This is a genomic window from Limimaricola variabilis (assembly GCF_014195545.1).
GTDB lineage: Bacteria > Pseudomonadota > Alphaproteobacteria > Rhodobacterales > Rhodobacteraceae > Limimaricola > Limimaricola variabilis.
Genome location: NZ_JACIBX010000007.1, coordinates 41,854 through 56,226, shown reverse-complemented (window position 1 = coordinate 56,226; position 14,373 = coordinate 41,854). Strand labels below are relative to the sequence as shown.

Below are 14,373 nucleotides of genomic sequence, written 5' to 3'. Positions count from 1 at the left end.
ACCTGTCCTATATCAGCCTGACACTTGAAGACGGAGACAGCCATGCCCCGCAAGTTCACGCCCAAGGTCGTGACCGCCAACCGCCTCCTTGAGGGCGATGCCGTCTGGCTGACCGCCGACGGGCGCTGGACTCCGGACATGCGCGAGGCCGAGCTGATCGACGAGGAGGCGCATGCCGAGCTGCGGCTGCTGGCGGCGCAAAGCCAGGCCGATATCGTCGTCGGTCCCTATCTCGCCGATGCCAAGGCCGGCGCCGAGGGCCCCGAGCCCACGCATTTCCGCGAAACCTTCCGCACCCGCGGCCCGTCGAACTACGCCCACGGCAAGCAGGTGGAGCTCTGAGCATGTACCACTACAACGACTTCGACCGCACCTTCGTCCAGGAGCGCGTGAACCAGTTCCGCGGACAGGTGGAGCGCCGGATCGACGGCTCCCTCAAGGAGGAGGAGTTCCGTCCGCTGCGGCTGATGAACGGCCTCTACCTGCAGCTGCATGCCTACATGCTGCGCGTGGCGATCCCCTATGGCACGCTCTCCTCCGACCAGATGCGCACGCTGGCGCTCCTGGCCGAAAAGTGGGACCGTGGCTACGGCCATTTCACCACGCGCCAGAACATCCAGTACAACTGGCCCGCGCTCAGCGACGTGCCGGACATGCTGCAGGCGCTGGCTGACGTGGGCCTCCACGCGATCCAGACCTCCGGCAACACCATCCGCAACGTGACCGCCGACCATTTCGCCGGGGCTGCCCAGGACGAGATCGCCGATCCGCGCCCCGTGGCCGAGCTGCTGCGCCAGTGGTCGACCGATCACCCCGAGTTCCAGTTCCTGCCGCGCAAGTTCAAGATCGCAGTGACCGGCGCGAGCCATGACCGCGCGGTGATCCAGGCCCACGATATCGGCATCCAGATCGTCGAGAACGCCCGCGGCGAGATCGGCTACAAGGTGCTGGTCGGCGGCGGCCTCGGCCGGACCCCGATGATCGGCAAGGTGATCGAGGAGTTCGTCTCCCAGGAGGACCTGCTGCCCTACTGCGAGGCGATCGTCGCCGCCTACAACCTGCTGGGCCGCCGCGACAACAAGTACAAGGCCCGGATCAAGATCACCGTCTTCGAGAACGGCCTCGACGCATTCCGTGACGCGGTAAACGAGCAGTTCGCCCGCACCAAGCCCGCCTTCTCAGGCGTGGACGTGAAGATGTTCGAGGAGATCCGCACGCAGTTCGCCCCGCCGGCTTGGCGCAATGCCCCGGTGGACGCCTATGAGGCGGCCTACGGCGCCGACCCGGTGTTCCGTTCCTGGGCCGACACCAACCTCACCGCGCATCGCGCCGAGGGCTACGCCATCGTTTCGGTCTCGCTCAAGAAGCCGGGCCAGACGCCGGGTGACGCCACCGCCGAGCAGATGCGCGTGCTGGCCGACCTGGCCGACGCCTACGGGCATGGTGAGCTGCGGATCAGCCACGAGCAGAACGTGATCCTGCCGCATGTCCACAAGTCGGACCTGCCGAAGCTGCATGCCAAGCTGCGCGAGCACGGCCTCGCCACCGCCAATATCGGGCTGGTGTCGGACATCATCGCCTGCCCCGGCATGGATTACTGCGCGCTGGCCACCGCCCGCTCGATCCCGGTCGCGCAGCAGATCGCGCTGCGCTTCGAGGAGCTGAAGCTGGAGCACGATGTCGGCCCGCTCAAGATCAAGATCTCGGGATGCATCAACGCCTGCGGCCATCACCATGTCGGCCATATCGGCATCCTCGGGCTCGACCGCGCCGGCGTCGAAAACTACCAGGTTACGCTGGGCGGGTCGGGCGACGAGAATGCCGCGATCGGCGAGCGCGCCGGCCCCGGCTTCTCGGCCGAGGAGATCGTGCCCGCCATCGAACGGCTGGTTCTCGGCTATCTCGACCTGCGTGCCAGCCGCGAGGAGAGCTTCCTCGCCGCCTATCGCCGGCTGGGGCCCGAGCCGTTCAAGGCCGTGCTCTATCCCGAGCAGGTGAAACGGGAGAGAGCGGATGCTGCATGAGACCCCGCATCGGATCGACGAGACCGTCGCCGAACTGAACGGCCGCTACCGTCACCACGGCGCGACGGCCGTGCTGGAAAAGGCGCTGGCCGAGCACGCGCTCGGCCGGATCGCCATGGTCAGTTCCTTCGGCGCTGAATCGGTGGTGCTGTTGCACCTCGTCTCGGTGATCGACCGGACCACGCCGGTGCTGTTCGTCGACACTGAGATGCTGTTTCCCGAAACGCTGGCCTACCAGCAGGATCTGGCGGAGCGGCTGCGCTTCACCGACATGCGGACCATCAAGGCCCGCCCCGAGTCGCTGGCCGCGCATGACCCCGAGGGTCTGCTGCACAAGTCCGACACTGATTTGTGCTGCGCGATCCGCAAGACCGAACCGCTGCAGCGCGCGCTGTCAGGCTTCGACAGCTGGATCACCGGACGCAAGCGCTACCAGGGCAAGACCCGTGCCGCGCTCGAATTCTTCGAGAACGAGGACGACCTGCGGATCAAGATCAACCCGCTGGCCCACTGGACCAGCGAGGACCTGCAGGACTATATCGCCGAGAACCGGCTGCCGCGGCATCCGCTGGTGGCCCAAGGCTACCCCTCGATCGGCTGCGCGCCCTGCACCAGCAAGGTCGCGCCGGGCGAGGATCCCCGCGCCGGGCGCTGGCGCGACAGCGACAAGGAAGAATGCGGTATCCATTTCGTGAACGGCAGGATGGTGCGCGGCAAACCCGCCGAAGCCACCAGCTGAGACGCCGGAATTGGCCAATTCTTCGAAGTGACGAACAGGGGCGCGGCCCCGAGAGGACCAGATGACCGTGATCGTGACCGACAAGGGCTTTGCTCCCGACGACTTCACCGGCGGCTTCGCGCCGCTGGCCGAGGCGAGCGCGACCGACACCGCGATCGAGATCGCCCCCGCCGACGACCCGCGCGAGCTGGTCGGCCGGCTGGGCGAGATCGCCGCCATCCGGGTGCTGTTCCCGGCCTTTTCCGACGGGCGCGGCTTCACCCATGCCCGCGACCTTCGGAGCCTGGGCTTCACCGGCCGGCTGCGCGCGGCCGGCCACGTGATCGCGGATCAATACGCCATGGCCCGGCGTTCGGGTTTCGACGAGGTCGAGATCTCCGACGAGCTGGCCGAGCGCCAGCCCGAGGAGCAGTGGCTGGCCCGCGCCGACTGGCAGGCGCATCACTACCAAGCGCGGCTGCGCGGCTGAGCCGCCTTTACCTCCTGCGCCCCCTCCCCTATTCGAGCCGAGCGAGAAAGACATGACCGAGCAAAGCCCAGTGACCCAGACCAACGCCGCCCGCGTGGCCCAGTCCCCCGACGCGCAGGTCGTGACGTCCGTGCGTCACTACACCGACAGCCTGTTCTCGTTCCGCATCACGCGGCCCGCGAGCCTGCGCTTCCGTTCGGGCGAGTTCGTGATGATCGGCCTGATGGGTGACAACGGCAAGCCGCTGATGCGCGCCTATTCCATCGCTTCGCCCAACTGGGACGAGGAGCTGGAGTTCTACTCGATCAAGGTGGCCGACGGTCCGCTCACCTCGAAGCTGCAGCACATCCAGAAAGGCGACCACGTCATCCTGCGCCCCAAGCCAGTGGGCACGCTGGTGCATGACGCGCTGATCCCCGGCAAGCGGCTGTGGCTGTTCTCGACCGGCACCGGCTTCGCGCCTTTCGCCTCGCTGCTGCGCGATCCCGAGACCTTCGAGAAGTTCGAGCAGGTGATCGTGACCCATACCTGCCGCGACGTGGCCGAGCTGACCTATGGCCGCGAACTTGTCGACAGCGTCAAGAACGACGAGATGCTGCGCGAGCTGATCGGCGAGGAGAACCTCGACAAGCTGGTCTACTACCCGACCACGACCCGCGAGGAGAGCCCCAAGATGGGCCGGATCACCCATCTGATCGAGAATGGCGAGCTGTTCTCGGATCTCGGCGTCCCGACGCTCGACCCCGAGACCGACCGCGCGATGGTCTGCGGCAGCCTCGCCTTCAACCTCGACATCAAGGAACTGCTCGAAAAGGCCGGCCTGCGCGAGGGCGCCAACTCCGACCCGGCCGAGTTCGTAATCGAGAAGGCCTTCGTCGGCTGATCATTCAAAGCCTGTAAATAGAAACGCCGCGCGGAGCGATCCGCGCGGCGTTTCTGCATTTGGCCGCTGCTATCGGCGAGCGATGCGGCCCGGCGCGCCGGGCCGCAGCCGGATCACTCGACGCCGAGCTCGGCGCGGATGTCCTCGAGCAGCGCGTCGCGGATCGCGGGGTAGCGGCGGGCGCGCTCCAGCGCGGTGGCCAGCTGATCGCGGCGGTCGCTCTCGAGCGCGCTGTCGGCGATCGCCTGCTGCACGGCCTCGTAGTCGAAGGTCTCGGGCTCAAGCGCGGCCTCGATGATGGCGAGACCTTCGTTGTTGCCGGCGGCCTCGGTGCCGAGCGCCTCTTCGGCCTGGGCCTCGACCTCTTCGGCGAGGTTCTCGTCATCCATCAGGATCACCGGCTCGGCCCCCTCGGGCGCGTCGACGGTCTCTTCCTCGACTTCCTCGGTCAGCGCCTCGGTGTCGGCGGCACCGCCCTCGGGCGGGGTGATCTCGCCCATCTCGTCATTGGGTTCGATATCGGCAGCCGGCGCTTCGGCCTCTTCGTCGACGATGTCCGCGGTCGGGGTCTCGGCCAGCTGGCCCACCTCTTCATCGGTGGCTTCGTTGGTCGTGACCTCAGCGTCGTCGCCGCCCCAGATCGAAGTCACCACGACGACCGCGAGCACCGCGGCGGCGATGATGCCGAGAATTTTCATCATTGCGCTGTTCCTTGCTGCAAAACCTGAACTGTTTGCGGCCCACATAGCACGCTCTGGGGCATATGCCATCGCCCGAAGACCCTCATGGCGCGGCGGACCCCTTGTTTTGCGGCTTGAATCGCACTACCCGGACGACTACCTTCTGCCCACCAAATCGAACAACCGAAGGACGTGCACCATAGCCCGCAGACCTCATAACGCGCCTCCCACGCGCGACACCGGCCCCCGCGTCAACGAACGTATCCGCGTGGCCGAAATCCGACTGATCGGACAGAACGGCGAAAACATCGGCGTCGTCACCCCCGAGCGCGGCCTCGCCCTGGCCGAAGAGGCCGGTCTCGACCTCGTCGAGATCTCGCCCAACGCCACGCCTCCGGTCTGCAAGATCATGGACTTCGGCAAGTTCAAATACGAGACGCAGAAGAAGGAAGCCGAGGCGCGCCGCAACCAGAAGACCTTTGAAATCAAAGAGGTCAAGTTCCGCCCCAATACCGACACGAACGATTACGACGTGAAGATGCGGAACGTGCTGCGGTTCCTCGAGGCCGGTGACAAGGTCAAGGTGACCCTGCGCTTCCGGGGCCGCGAGATGGCCCACCAGGAACTGGGCCGCGAGCTTCTGGAGCGTGTCGCCAGCGACGTGTCCGAAATCGGCAAGGTCGAGAACATGCCGAAGATGGAAGGCCGCCAGATGGTCATGATGATCGGGCCGACCCAGAAGTAAGGGTCGTACACCGGCGAATCCAAGGGGCTGCCCATCGGGCGGCCCTTTTTGTTGACGCCTCCCCGCCCCGGGTCCCGATCCTGGGCCGACATGAAAACAGGCCGCCCCGAGGGGCGGCCCGCATGTCGTTCAAAGGTGCAGCTTACTGCGCGGAGGCAACCTGCTGCAGCAGCGGCGTGATGCGGCGCACCGTGGCACGACGGTTGGCCTGAACGTCGCCTTGGCTCTCCACCTTCAGGAACCGCTCACCATAGCCCTGCACCACGAGGTTCTCGGGCGGGATGGCGAAGTTCTCGGTCAGCGCCAGCGCCACCGTCTCGGCCCGACGGTCCGACAGGGCGAGGTTGTAGGCGTCATTGCCGACCGCGTCGGTGTGACCCTCGATCAAGAACACCTCGCGCGGGTTCTCGGCCAGCCGTTCCTCGATCGCGAGGCCGAGATCGACCAGCGTCGAGGCCTGCTCGGGCCGCAGCGCCGCCGAACCGGTGGCGAAGGTCAGCGTGTCCAGATCGATCGCCGGAACCAGCGCCCGGACCGGCTCGATTTCGCGGATCTGGCGCAGGCTGTAGCCACGGCCGGTATCCACCGAAGCCTCGGCGCGGAGCGCCTCGAGCAGCGCGGCACGGTCGGCTTCGGCGGCCGAGATGGTGATCGGCGCCGCCTCCATCTCGCGCAGCGAACGAACGTCGACCGGATCGGACTGTGCCAGATCGTCGAACAGCTCGATCTCGGTGCCGTCGGCGAAGACCCGGGTGCGGCGCAGGACGCGGCCCTGCGCATCACGGATGGTGACGACCTTGGTGCCGTCCTCGCGGGTCAGCGTGGTCCGGGTGGAGCCGTCGCTGAACGTCTCGGTGCGCAGGTCGGCGCCCGGCTGACGCAGCAGCGCGTCGTCGTCACGGTAGATCTCGAGCCCGTTCTCACCCTGCACCACGACCCGGTCGCCGGTGTTCGCCACGACCTGACGGCCGTTGTTGAGCAGCGAGCCCACGGCCACCGCGCCGACGCCCAGAAGAAGCGCCTTCTGGAAGTCGGACAGGCCGTCGCGATCCTTCTTCTTCGACTCGGTCTGGGTCTCGTTCGAAGCCTCGGTGGAGACGCTGGCGGCGAACTCCTCATCGCTCTGACGTGAGTTCTCCTCGTCGATCTCGGTCTCGGTCACCTCGGCCGGCTCGGCCTCGGACGCCGCGGCCGATGCGGCCACCGCGGTCTGCGGCTCCTCGGCGGTCGGGTCGACGTTCTCATCCGGCGCCGCGGTCTCGGTGTCGGCCTGGGTCGCGGTCGGAGCTTCGGCCTCGGTCGGCGCAGGGGTCTCGGCCGTGGCAGCGGTTTCGGCCTCTGCACCGGCTTCGCTATCGCCCGTCACCTCGGTCGTCGCCGCGGCATCCTGCTCGGCCTGGGCCTGGGATTCGGCTTCGAGCTGGGCCTGAAGCTCGGCCGCGCGCGCGGCGCGGTCGGCATCGGCCTGCGCCGGATCGGTGGCCGCGGTCTCGGCCTGCATCGGCTCCGACGCGCTCTCGGCCTCGGCGGTCGTCTCGGGCTGCGCCGTGTCGGCCGGAGCATCGGTCGCGATGGCTTCAGCCTGGGCGTCCGCCGGCGCGGTCTCGGTCATCGCTTCCGCTTCCGCGGTCTCGGCGGTGACCTCGGGCTCAACGGTCTCGGTCAAGGCTTCCGCCGGGGCGGTTTCGGCCATGGCTTCGGGCTGAGCGGTCTCGGCGGTTGCGTCCGCCGGGGCGGCCTCGGCCATGGGCTCGGCAGCAGTCTCGGGCGCGGCCTCGGCGGTCGCCTCAGGCTGAACCTCCTCTACCGGCGCTTCGGGCTGCGCCTCGGGGCTCACCGAAGCGCTGGCGGCGGCATCGCCGGCCGCGCCTTCGGTCTCCATTTCGGCTTCGGCCTCGAGTTCACCGCTCTGCTCGACCTCGGTCTCCATCTCGATGCCGGCCGCCTGGCCGAGCTCGGTGGCGATCGCCGTCCCGGCCGCGAGCGAATCGCGTGCCATGTCGAGCGCCGCCTCGATCTGCTCGTCGCCCGCTTCGCGCAGCATCTCGAGGTTCAGCCCGTATTCGGCCAGCATCTCGTCGTCGAGCCGGCCCTCCTCGGCCATTTCGCGCAGCGTCTCGACCGGCAGCTCGTAGAGCGCCACGCCGGCTTCGGGCGCATCCGCGCAGGGCGGCGTCTCGCCATCGAGGCAGAACATCTCCTGCCCGGCCTGCTGGGCCTGGGCCAGCGGCACCAGGTTGGGCAGCATCAGCGACAGGCTGGCCGCCAGTGCGGTCGTGGTACGAAAGCTCTTCTTCATCGACATCTCCTCTCGGGCCGCCCCGGGTGCGGGGCGGATCCGTCATTGCCAGCGCAACGCGGGCAATGGCCGCAAAGGTCCGTCAACTTCGCAGTTATGCAATAACCATGTGTCGGACAGCCACTTTCAGGCGCTGCCCGGGACGACAAATGAGCACTGGCCTTGCCAATTTACGCCGTAATCGCGCAGGATTCTGGTAAGCCATGGGAGACCCACTCCCTCAGCCCGGAGCGACCGATGACCGAGAACCTGCCTGATCCGCACACCGACTTGAGCGGCCTGTCCCCTGCGGACTGGCAGGCCCAGCTCGACCGGATCGGCGAGGAGTTCGGCTATTACGAACCGCTGGGCCAGCACCATGCGGCGCTGTTCATCGATGCCGGGCCGCGGCTCCTGGTGACCTTCGAGACCCGGGATTCGATTCGCCGCCGTCCCCGCGCCCTGCCGCGCGGCTTCGAGATGCTGGCGCGCACCGGCTGGTCGCTTCTAGTGCTGATCGCGGATGACGAGGGCTGGTTCCGCTCGCCGCGTGTCTGGGGCTATGTCGACCGTCTGGTCGATGAAGGCTTCTTCGAGGATTTCGAGCGAGTGCTGTTTCACGGGCATCACGCCTGCGGCTATGCCGCCGCCGCCTATTCGGTCGCCTCGCCCGGGGCGCGGGTGCTGGCGCTGCGCCCGATGGCGACGCTCGATCCGGCCATCGCCGGGTGGGACCGGCGCCACCTCGCCGCGCGGCGGCTCGATTTCACCAGCCGCTTCGGCTACGCGCCCGATATGGTCGACGCCGCCGCTAAGGTGACGCTGATCCACGACCCGAGGCACGCCGCCGATTCGATCCATGCCGCGCTGTATCGCCGGCCCAATGTCGTGGCGCTGCCCGCCTTCAACGCCGGCAGCCGCATCGAGCCCGTGCTCGACCAGATCGGCGCGATGCCCGAGCTTCTGGAGCTGGCGATGGAGGACCGGCTCGACCGCGCCGCCTTTGCCAAGATCTGGCGCGGCCGTCGCGGCAATCCGCTCTATCTGCGCGGCCTGCTGCGCCAGCTCGAACAGGCCGACCGCCCGGCGCAGGTCGCCCGGCTGTGCCGCCATGGCATCACCACGCCCGAAGCCAAGCATTACGCGCGACGGCTCGAGGCGCTGATCGGAGCCGATCCGGCCGAGACGCGGGTGCTGACGCGCAGCGCCTGACCCGGGGACGCGGCCACTCGTGACCTATGGTCAGGCCGAACGACCCGGTGTAGGAGAGCGGCCATGAAAGACGCACGCCCCGACCGGATCACGATCCGCCGCCCCGACGACTGGCACCTGCATCTGCGAGACGGCGCCATGCTCGAAGCCGTGGCCCCCGAGAGCGCCCGCCATTTCGGCCGCGCGATCATCATGCCCAACCTCGTGCCGCCGGTCGTGACCGCCGCGCAGGCCGAGAGCTACCGCGAGCGGATCCGCGCCGCCCTGCCCGAGGGCTCGGGCTTCACGCCGCTGATGACGCTCTATCTCACCGAGGACACCGGTCCCGCCGATGTGCGCCATGCGCATGAGAGTGGCATCGCCACCGCGGTGAAGCTCTACCCGGCCGGCGCGACCACCAATTCGGCCTCCGGCGTGCGCGACTTCGACAAAGTCCGCCCGGTGCTCGAGACCATGGCCGAGATCGGCATGCCGCTTTGCGTGCATGGCGAGGTGACCGACGGCGCGATCGACATCTTCGACCGCGAGGCGGTGTTCATCGACCGCGTGCTCAAGCCGATCCGCCGCAGGACGCCGGATCTGCGCATCGTCATGGAGCATGTGACCACCGCCGACGCGGTGGATTTCGTGCGCGACAGCCCACGCAACCTCGCCGCGACGATCACCACGCATCACCTGATCATCAACCGCAACCACATCCTCGCCGGGGGCATCAAGCCGCATTACTACTGCCTGCCGGTCGCCAAGCGCGAGCGGCACCGTGTGGCGCTGGTGCAGGCGGCGGTCTCTGGCGATCCGCGCTTCTTCCTTGGCACCGACAGTGCGCCGCACAGCGATCCGGCCAAGCTGCAGCCCTGCGGCTGCGCGGGGATCTTCACCGCGCCCAACACCATGTCCTGCCTCGCCGAGGTGTTCGAGGCGGCGGGCCGGCTGAACCATCTCGAGGCCTTCGCCTCGCTCAACGGGCCGCGCTTCTACAAGCTTCCCGTCAACGAGGACACCATCACCTTGGTCCGGGGCGCACCCGTGACCTATCCCGAGCGGATCGAGACCGGCGACGGCCCCGTCACCGTGTTCGACCCCGGCTTCGCGCTGCACTGGCGCGTCGAAGACTGACCCTCCCCCGACGCATTCCCTACACGAAGAGTTCGAGATGATCCCCACCGGCTACCCCCCGAAGGACGAGATCGCGCGGCTGACCGCGCGGATGCTGCTGGAAATCGGCGCGGTGAAGTTCAACGCGACCGAGCCCTTTACCCACGCCTCCGGCAAGCTGGCGCCGACCTATGTCGATTGCCGCATGCTGATCTCCTTCCCGCGCATCCGCGCCACGGTGATGGATTTCCTCGCCGTGTCGATCATGCGCGAGGCGGGCTTCGAGGCGTTCGACAACGTCACGGGCGGCGAGACGGCGGGCATTCCCTTCGGCGCGATGATCGCCGAGCGACTGGCCCTGCCGATGAGCTACGTGCGCAAAAAGCCGAAGGGCTACGGCCGCAACGCCCGGATCGAGGGCGTGATGACCGAGGGCCAGCGCGCGATCCTGGTCGAGGACCTGACCACCGATGGCGGCTCCAAGCTCAGCTTCGTCGAGGCGATCCGCGAAACCGGCGCGACCTGCGACTGGACCGCGGTGATCTTCTATTACGGCATCTTCGAGGGCGTGACCGAGGCCCTCGCGGAGAAGGGCATCGGCCTCATCCACCTGTGCACCTGGTGGGACGTGCTGGCCGAGGCGCGCGCCATGGAGGCGTTCGACGCCGACACGCTCGACGAGGTGGAGCGCTATCTGCGCGACCCGAAGGGCTGGGCTCCGGCACGTGGCTGAGGTGTGACGGTCGGCCCGAAACAGCCGACCATCTGCCCCCAGGGAAACCAGATGTTGACCCAAGGCACCTCGTCGCGCCAAGATGTGGCGGGCGAGGTGTCTCCACAGCTTATCCACAGCCTTATACAAGTTGCGTCCCCGCCCCGTCGCATCCTATCAGCGACGATACGCGCCGCGGGCACGGCGCGAGGGCCAAGGGGTAGCTGCGATGAACGAGATCACGACATTCCGTCCGGGTGCGCTGGAAGAGGCGAAGCCGGACCAGATGCCGCATTCGATCGAGGCCGAGCAGCAGCTCCTGGGCGCGATCCTCACCAATAACGACGTGTTCGACCGGATCGCGATGATCGTTTCGAAGGACCATTTCTACGATCCGGTCCACGCGCGCATCTTCGACGTCGCCGCCCAGCGCATCGCCAAGAACGCGCTGGCCTCGCCGGTCACGCTCAAGACCTTTCTCGAGGATGACGAGGGACTCAAGGAGCTGGGCGGCCCCGCCTATCTCGCGCGTCTCGCCGGCGCCGCGATCTCGGGCTTCGCCGCGCGCGACTACGCGCAGATGATCTACGATCTGGCGATCCGGCGCGAGCTGATCATGCTCGGCCGCGACATCGCCGACCGGGCTGCCAAGGTCGAGGTCTCCTCCGAGCCCAAGGAGCAGATCGTCGAGGCCGAGCAGAAGCTCTACAAGCTTGCCGAACAGGGCAGCTCGGAATCGGGCTTCCAGTCCTTCCTGCGCGCGGTGACCGACGCGGTGAAGGTCGCCAACGCCGCCTATCAGCGCGACGGCGGCCTTGCCGGTGTCTCCACCGGTCTCGTCGATCTCGACAAGAAGCTCGGCGGTCTGCACCGGTCGGACCTTCTGATCCTCGCCGGGCGCCCCTCGATGGGCAAGACCTCGCTCGCGACCAACATCGCCTTCAACATCGCCAAGGCCTACAAGCGCGGCATAACCCATGACGGCACCGAAGGCGCCGTGAATGGCGGCGTCGTCGGCTTCTACAGCCTCGAGATGTCGGCCGAGCAGCTGGCTGCGCGTATTCTCTCCGAGGCGTCCGAAGTGCCCTCCGAGCAGATCCGCCGCGGCGACATGACCGAGGCCGAGTTCCGCCGCTTCGTCGACGCGGCCAAGCAGCTCGAGAGCTGCCCGCTCTATATCGATGACACCCCGGCCCTGCCGATTTCCCAGCTCGCGGCCCGCGCCCGCCGTCTCAAGCGGACGCACGGGCTCGATGCGCTGTTCGTGGACTACCTGCAGCTGGTGAAGGGCACCGGCAAGGGCGAGAACCGGGTGAACGAGATCTCCGAAATCTCCCAAGGTTTGAAGGCCATCGCCAAGGAACTCGACATCCCGGTCGTCGCGCTGTCGCAGCTGTCACGTCAGGTGGAAAGCCGCGAGGACAAGCGGCCGCAGCTTTCGGACCTGCGGGAATCGGGCTCGATCGAGCAGGACGCCGACGTGGTGATGTTCGTGTTCCGCGAGGAATACTACAAGGAACGTGAGAAGCCGGGCGATCACGAGATGGACAAGATGGCGGTCTGGCAGGACGAGATGGAGCGCCTGCACGGCAAGGCCGAGGTCATCATCGGCAAGCAGCGCCACGGGCCCATCGGTTCGGTCGATCTCAGCTTCGAGGGCCGCTTCACCCGCTTCGGCAATCTCGTGAAGCCCTGGCAGGACGGCAGCCCCCGGGAGTTCTGAGCCGGAATTCGGGACGGTCATCCGATAACAGCCCGCAAATATTGACCTGCGGGCCGATGGTGCCTTCCTAGGAAGGGCAACTATCGGAACACCCGTATGGACAGCTATATCATCCCGGATATCCGCACCGGTCTGTGCCGCGCCGTGATCGAGCGCGCGATCCGCGACATCGATCCCTCGGCCACCGTGGCGGTGAACATCGAACGGCGCGTGGCCGAGATCGGCAGCAATGTCGGTGACGTCGCGATCCGTGGCCGGCTGGCGCAGGCAGGTTTCCGCGCCGAGCGCATCGGCTGAGAACGACCCCGAGGAGGACGACCATGAGCATCACCCGTCGCAGCCTGCTTCTCTCGGCGCTGGCCGCGCCGCTGGCCGGGCCGCTCGCCGCCCACCAGCGTACCGCGCTGCTGCCGACCGAAGTGCGCGTGCATCCGCGCCTGAGGCCGGGCGACATCTACGTGATCCCCGAAGACTTCCACCTCTACCATATCCGCCGCCCGGGCGTCGCGATGCGCTACGGCGTGGGCGTCGGTCGCGCGGGGCTGGAGTTCAAAGGTTCGGCGGTGATCCAGCGCAAGGAGGAGTGGCCGTCCTGGCGGCCGACCGACGACATGATCGCGCGCGAGCCCGAAAAATACGCGCAATATGCCGACGGCGTGCCGGGTGGGCCGGACAACCCGCTGGGGGCGCGGGCGCTCTACCTGTTCCGCAACGGGCGCGACACCTATTACCGCATCCATGGCACGACCCAACCGGAGACGATCGGCTCGTCGGTTTCGAATGGCTGCATCCGGCTGCGCAACGAGGACGTGATCGCGCTCTATGACCAGGTGGCGTTGGGCACCCACGTCACCGTGGTCTAGCCGAACCCCGGCCTGATCCCGGGCACGTGCTCGACCGTAAGCGCGGCCTCGCGCAGCGGCCCGGGCAGCTCCTCCCCCGCCCCCGGCACAAGCAGCACGACCCGCGCGCCCTCGCCCGCCGCCGACAGCGCGGCGGCGATGGGATCGTCCGAGACCAGCCGTTCGGCGTCGCGGCGCGCCAGCTCCAGCAGGCCGGGGGCGAGCCCCGGCGCGTGCACGATCAGATCCGCTTCCTGCATCCGGCGCACGCCGCGCAGGCTCATCAGGTCGACCTCGCCCGGTCCGGCGCCGACATAGGCGACCGAACCCTCGGCCGGGCCCGGCCCCTCTTCCAGCCGTGCCTTTAGCAACTGCGCCGCGCGTCGCTCGGAGCCCGCGGCATGGGCGGCGCGCACCGGGCCGGAGAAAACCCAGACCCAGAAATCGCGGCGCGCCCGCGCCGACAATCGCTGCCCCACCGCGCCGCGCATCCGTCCCGCCAGCGCCGCCAGCGCGCCAAGGCGCGGCTCGAGCATGGTCTCCACGGCGGTCTTGATCTGGCGGCCGAGCACCGGCGCCGTGCCTTCGGTGCCGATCGCCACCACCACCGGGTCGCGGTCGACGATCGAGGGTGTCAGCGCGTCGCACAGGGCGGGACGGTCGACCACATTGACCACCGGCGCGCCCATGGCCTTGGCCAATGCGTGCAGCGCCCCGTCCGCGCCGGCCGAGCCGGTGGCGACGAAGGTGATCGCGGCGTTGTCGAACAGCTCCGCCCGGATCTCGCGCGCATCCACGAGCCGCACGCGCCCCTCATCGGCCAGCGCCCGCAGTTCCTCGTCGAACTCCAGCCCTGCCACCACGATCTCGGCATCGGTACGGATGACCAGACGCGCCTTCTGCGCCGCCTGCTCGCCACCGCCGAGGATCACGATCCGGCGGCCGGTCGTGGCGAGAAACATCGGGAAAGC

15 protein-coding genes are annotated in these 14,373 nt (G+C 68.0%); 12 read left to right on the top strand and 3 right to left on the bottom strand.

Going from position 1 to position 14,373, the window contains the following annotated elements; genetic code table 11:
* Positions 1–42: 42 nt before the first annotated feature.
* The 5 genes from FHS00_RS10335 (at position 43) to FHS00_RS10315 (ending at position 4,115) form a co-directional block, all read left to right on the top strand.
* A complete protein-coding gene (locus FHS00_RS10335) occupies positions 43–342 on the top strand; it encodes a DUF2849 domain-containing protein (protein WP_183472734.1) in 300 nt (99 codons plus the stop codon).
* Positions 343–344: 2 nt separating this feature from the next.
* On the top strand, positions 345–2,024 hold the full coding sequence (locus FHS00_RS10330; protein ID WP_183472731.1) for a nitrite/sulfite reductase: 1,680 nt from the start codon (positions 345–347) through the stop codon (positions 2,022–2,024).
* On the top strand, positions 2,014–2,763 hold the full coding sequence (locus tag FHS00_RS10325; RefSeq protein WP_183472728.1) for a phosphoadenylyl-sulfate reductase: 750 nt from the start codon (positions 2,014–2,016) through the stop codon (positions 2,761–2,763). The genes FHS00_RS10330 and FHS00_RS10325 overlap by 11 nt, the downstream gene beginning before the upstream one ends.
* Positions 2,764–2,824: 61 nt before the next feature.
* Positions 2,825–3,232 (top strand): DUF934 domain-containing protein, encoded by a 408-nt coding sequence (locus tag FHS00_RS10320; RefSeq protein ID WP_183472725.1) that lies wholly within the window; start codon positions 2,825–2,827, stop codon positions 3,230–3,232.
* 52 nt (positions 3,233–3,284) lie between these two features.
* On the top strand, positions 3,285–4,115 hold the full coding sequence (locus tag FHS00_RS10315) for a ferredoxin--NADP reductase (protein WP_183472722.1): 831 nt from the start codon (positions 3,285–3,287) through the stop codon (positions 4,113–4,115).
* 113 nt (positions 4,116–4,228) lie between these two features.
* Here FHS00_RS10315 and FHS00_RS10310 read toward each other — a convergent pair whose 3' ends face one another.
* Positions 4,229–4,816 (bottom strand): hypothetical protein, encoded by a 588-nt coding sequence (locus FHS00_RS10310; protein WP_183472719.1) that lies wholly within the window; start codon positions 4,814–4,816, stop codon positions 4,229–4,231.
* 247 nt (positions 4,817–5,063) lie between these two features.
* On the opposite strand from FHS00_RS10310, the gene infC reads away from it, so the two are divergent.
* Positions 5,064–5,540: a translation initiation factor IF-3 gene (infC, locus tag FHS00_RS10305; RefSeq protein ID WP_322336374.1), complete on the top strand. Its 477-nt coding sequence runs from the start codon at positions 5,064–5,066 to the stop codon at positions 5,538–5,540.
* 142 nt (positions 5,541–5,682) lie between these two features.
* On the opposite strand, the gene FHS00_RS10300 is transcribed toward infC, so the two are convergent.
* Entirely contained in the window at positions 5,683–7,839 is a 2,157-nt protein-coding gene (locus tag FHS00_RS10300; protein WP_183472713.1) for an OmpA family protein, read from the bottom strand.
* A 237-nt stretch (positions 7,840–8,076) separates the two neighbouring features.
* Here FHS00_RS10300 and FHS00_RS10295 point away from each other — a divergent pair, with 237 nt between their 5' ends.
* The 6 genes from FHS00_RS10295 to FHS00_RS10270 all read left to right on the top strand — a co-directional run bounded on the left by FHS00_RS10295 (position 8,077) and on the right by FHS00_RS10270 (position 13,423).
* The gene (locus tag FHS00_RS10295; RefSeq protein ID WP_183472710.1) at positions 8,077–9,030 is read left to right on the top strand and encodes a hypothetical protein; all 954 of its coding nucleotides are present in this window, start codon (positions 8,077–8,079) and stop codon (positions 9,028–9,030) included.
* 63 nt (positions 9,031–9,093) lie between these two features.
* Positions 9,094–10,146 (top strand): dihydroorotase, encoded by a 1,053-nt coding sequence (pyrC, locus tag FHS00_RS10290; RefSeq protein ID WP_183472707.1) that lies wholly within the window; start codon positions 9,094–9,096, stop codon positions 10,144–10,146.
* A gap of 37 nt (positions 10,147–10,183) precedes the next feature.
* On the top strand, positions 10,184–10,858 hold the full coding sequence (locus FHS00_RS10285) for an orotate phosphoribosyltransferase (protein ID WP_183472704.1): 675 nt from the start codon (positions 10,184–10,186) through the stop codon (positions 10,856–10,858).
* A gap of 208 nt (positions 10,859–11,066) precedes the next feature.
* A complete protein-coding gene (locus FHS00_RS10280) occupies positions 11,067–12,560 on the top strand; it encodes a replicative DNA helicase (RefSeq protein WP_183472701.1) in 1,494 nt (497 codons plus the stop codon).
* 96 nt (positions 12,561–12,656) lie between these two features.
* Complete coding sequence (locus tag FHS00_RS10275) at positions 12,657–12,857, top strand: heavy-metal-associated domain-containing protein (RefSeq protein ID WP_183472698.1); 201 nt, start codon at positions 12,657–12,659, stop codon at positions 12,855–12,857.
* A 23-nt stretch (positions 12,858–12,880) separates the two neighbouring features.
* Positions 12,881–13,423: a L,D-transpeptidase gene (locus FHS00_RS10270; protein WP_183472695.1), complete on the top strand. Its 543-nt coding sequence runs from the start codon at positions 12,881–12,883 to the stop codon at positions 13,421–13,423.
* Here FHS00_RS10270 and FHS00_RS10265 read toward each other — a convergent pair.
* Positions 13,420–14,364 carry an NAD(P)-dependent oxidoreductase gene (locus FHS00_RS10265; RefSeq protein ID WP_246391244.1) on the bottom strand — a complete coding sequence of 315 codons (945 nt, stop codon included), beginning with the start codon at positions 14,362–14,364 and terminating at the stop codon, positions 13,420–13,422. The two genes, FHS00_RS10270 and FHS00_RS10265, sit on opposite strands and share 4 nt — an antisense overlap.
* Between the last annotated feature and the right edge of the window lie 9 nt (positions 14,365–14,373).

Coding starts and splice junctions, on each gene's coding strand:
- FHS00_RS10325 (WP_183472728.1), top strand. CDS start 2,014: ATGCTGCATGAGACCCCGCATCGGATCGACGAGACCGTCGCCGAACTG.
- FHS00_RS10335 (WP_183472734.1), top strand. CDS start 43: ATGCCCCGCAAGTTCACGCCCAAGGTCGTGACCGCCAACCGCCTCCTT.
- pyrC (WP_183472707.1), top strand. CDS start 9,094: ATGAAAGACGCACGCCCCGACCGGATCACGATCCGCCGCCCCGACGAC.
- FHS00_RS10265 (WP_246391244.1), bottom strand. CDS start 14,364: ATGTTTCTCGCCACGACCGGCCGCCGGATCGTGATCCTCGGCGGTGGC.
- FHS00_RS10285 (WP_183472704.1), top strand. CDS start 10,184: ATGATCCCCACCGGCTACCCCCCGAAGGACGAGATCGCGCGGCTGACC.
- FHS00_RS10300 (WP_183472713.1), bottom strand. CDS start 7,839: ATGAAGAAGAGCTTTCGTACCACGACCGCACTGGCGGCCAGCCTGTCG.
- FHS00_RS10315 (WP_183472722.1), top strand. CDS start 3,285: ATGACCGAGCAAAGCCCAGTGACCCAGACCAACGCCGCCCGCGTGGCC.
- FHS00_RS10295 (WP_183472710.1), top strand. CDS start 8,077: ATGACCGAGAACCTGCCTGATCCGCACACCGACTTGAGCGGCCTGTCC.
- FHS00_RS10270 (WP_183472695.1), top strand. CDS start 12,881: ATGAGCATCACCCGTCGCAGCCTGCTTCTCTCGGCGCTGGCCGCGCCG.
- FHS00_RS10330 (WP_183472731.1), top strand. CDS start 345: ATGTACCACTACAACGACTTCGACCGCACCTTCGTCCAGGAGCGCGTG.
- FHS00_RS10320 (WP_183472725.1), top strand. CDS start 2,825: ATGACCGTGATCGTGACCGACAAGGGCTTTGCTCCCGACGACTTCACC.
- FHS00_RS10275 (WP_183472698.1), top strand. CDS start 12,657: ATGGACAGCTATATCATCCCGGATATCCGCACCGGTCTGTGCCGCGCC.
- FHS00_RS10310 (WP_183472719.1), bottom strand. CDS start 4,816: ATGATGAAAATTCTCGGCATCATCGCCGCCGCGGTGCTCGCGGTCGTC.
- FHS00_RS10280 (WP_183472701.1), top strand. CDS start 11,067: ATGAACGAGATCACGACATTCCGTCCGGGTGCGCTGGAAGAGGCGAAG.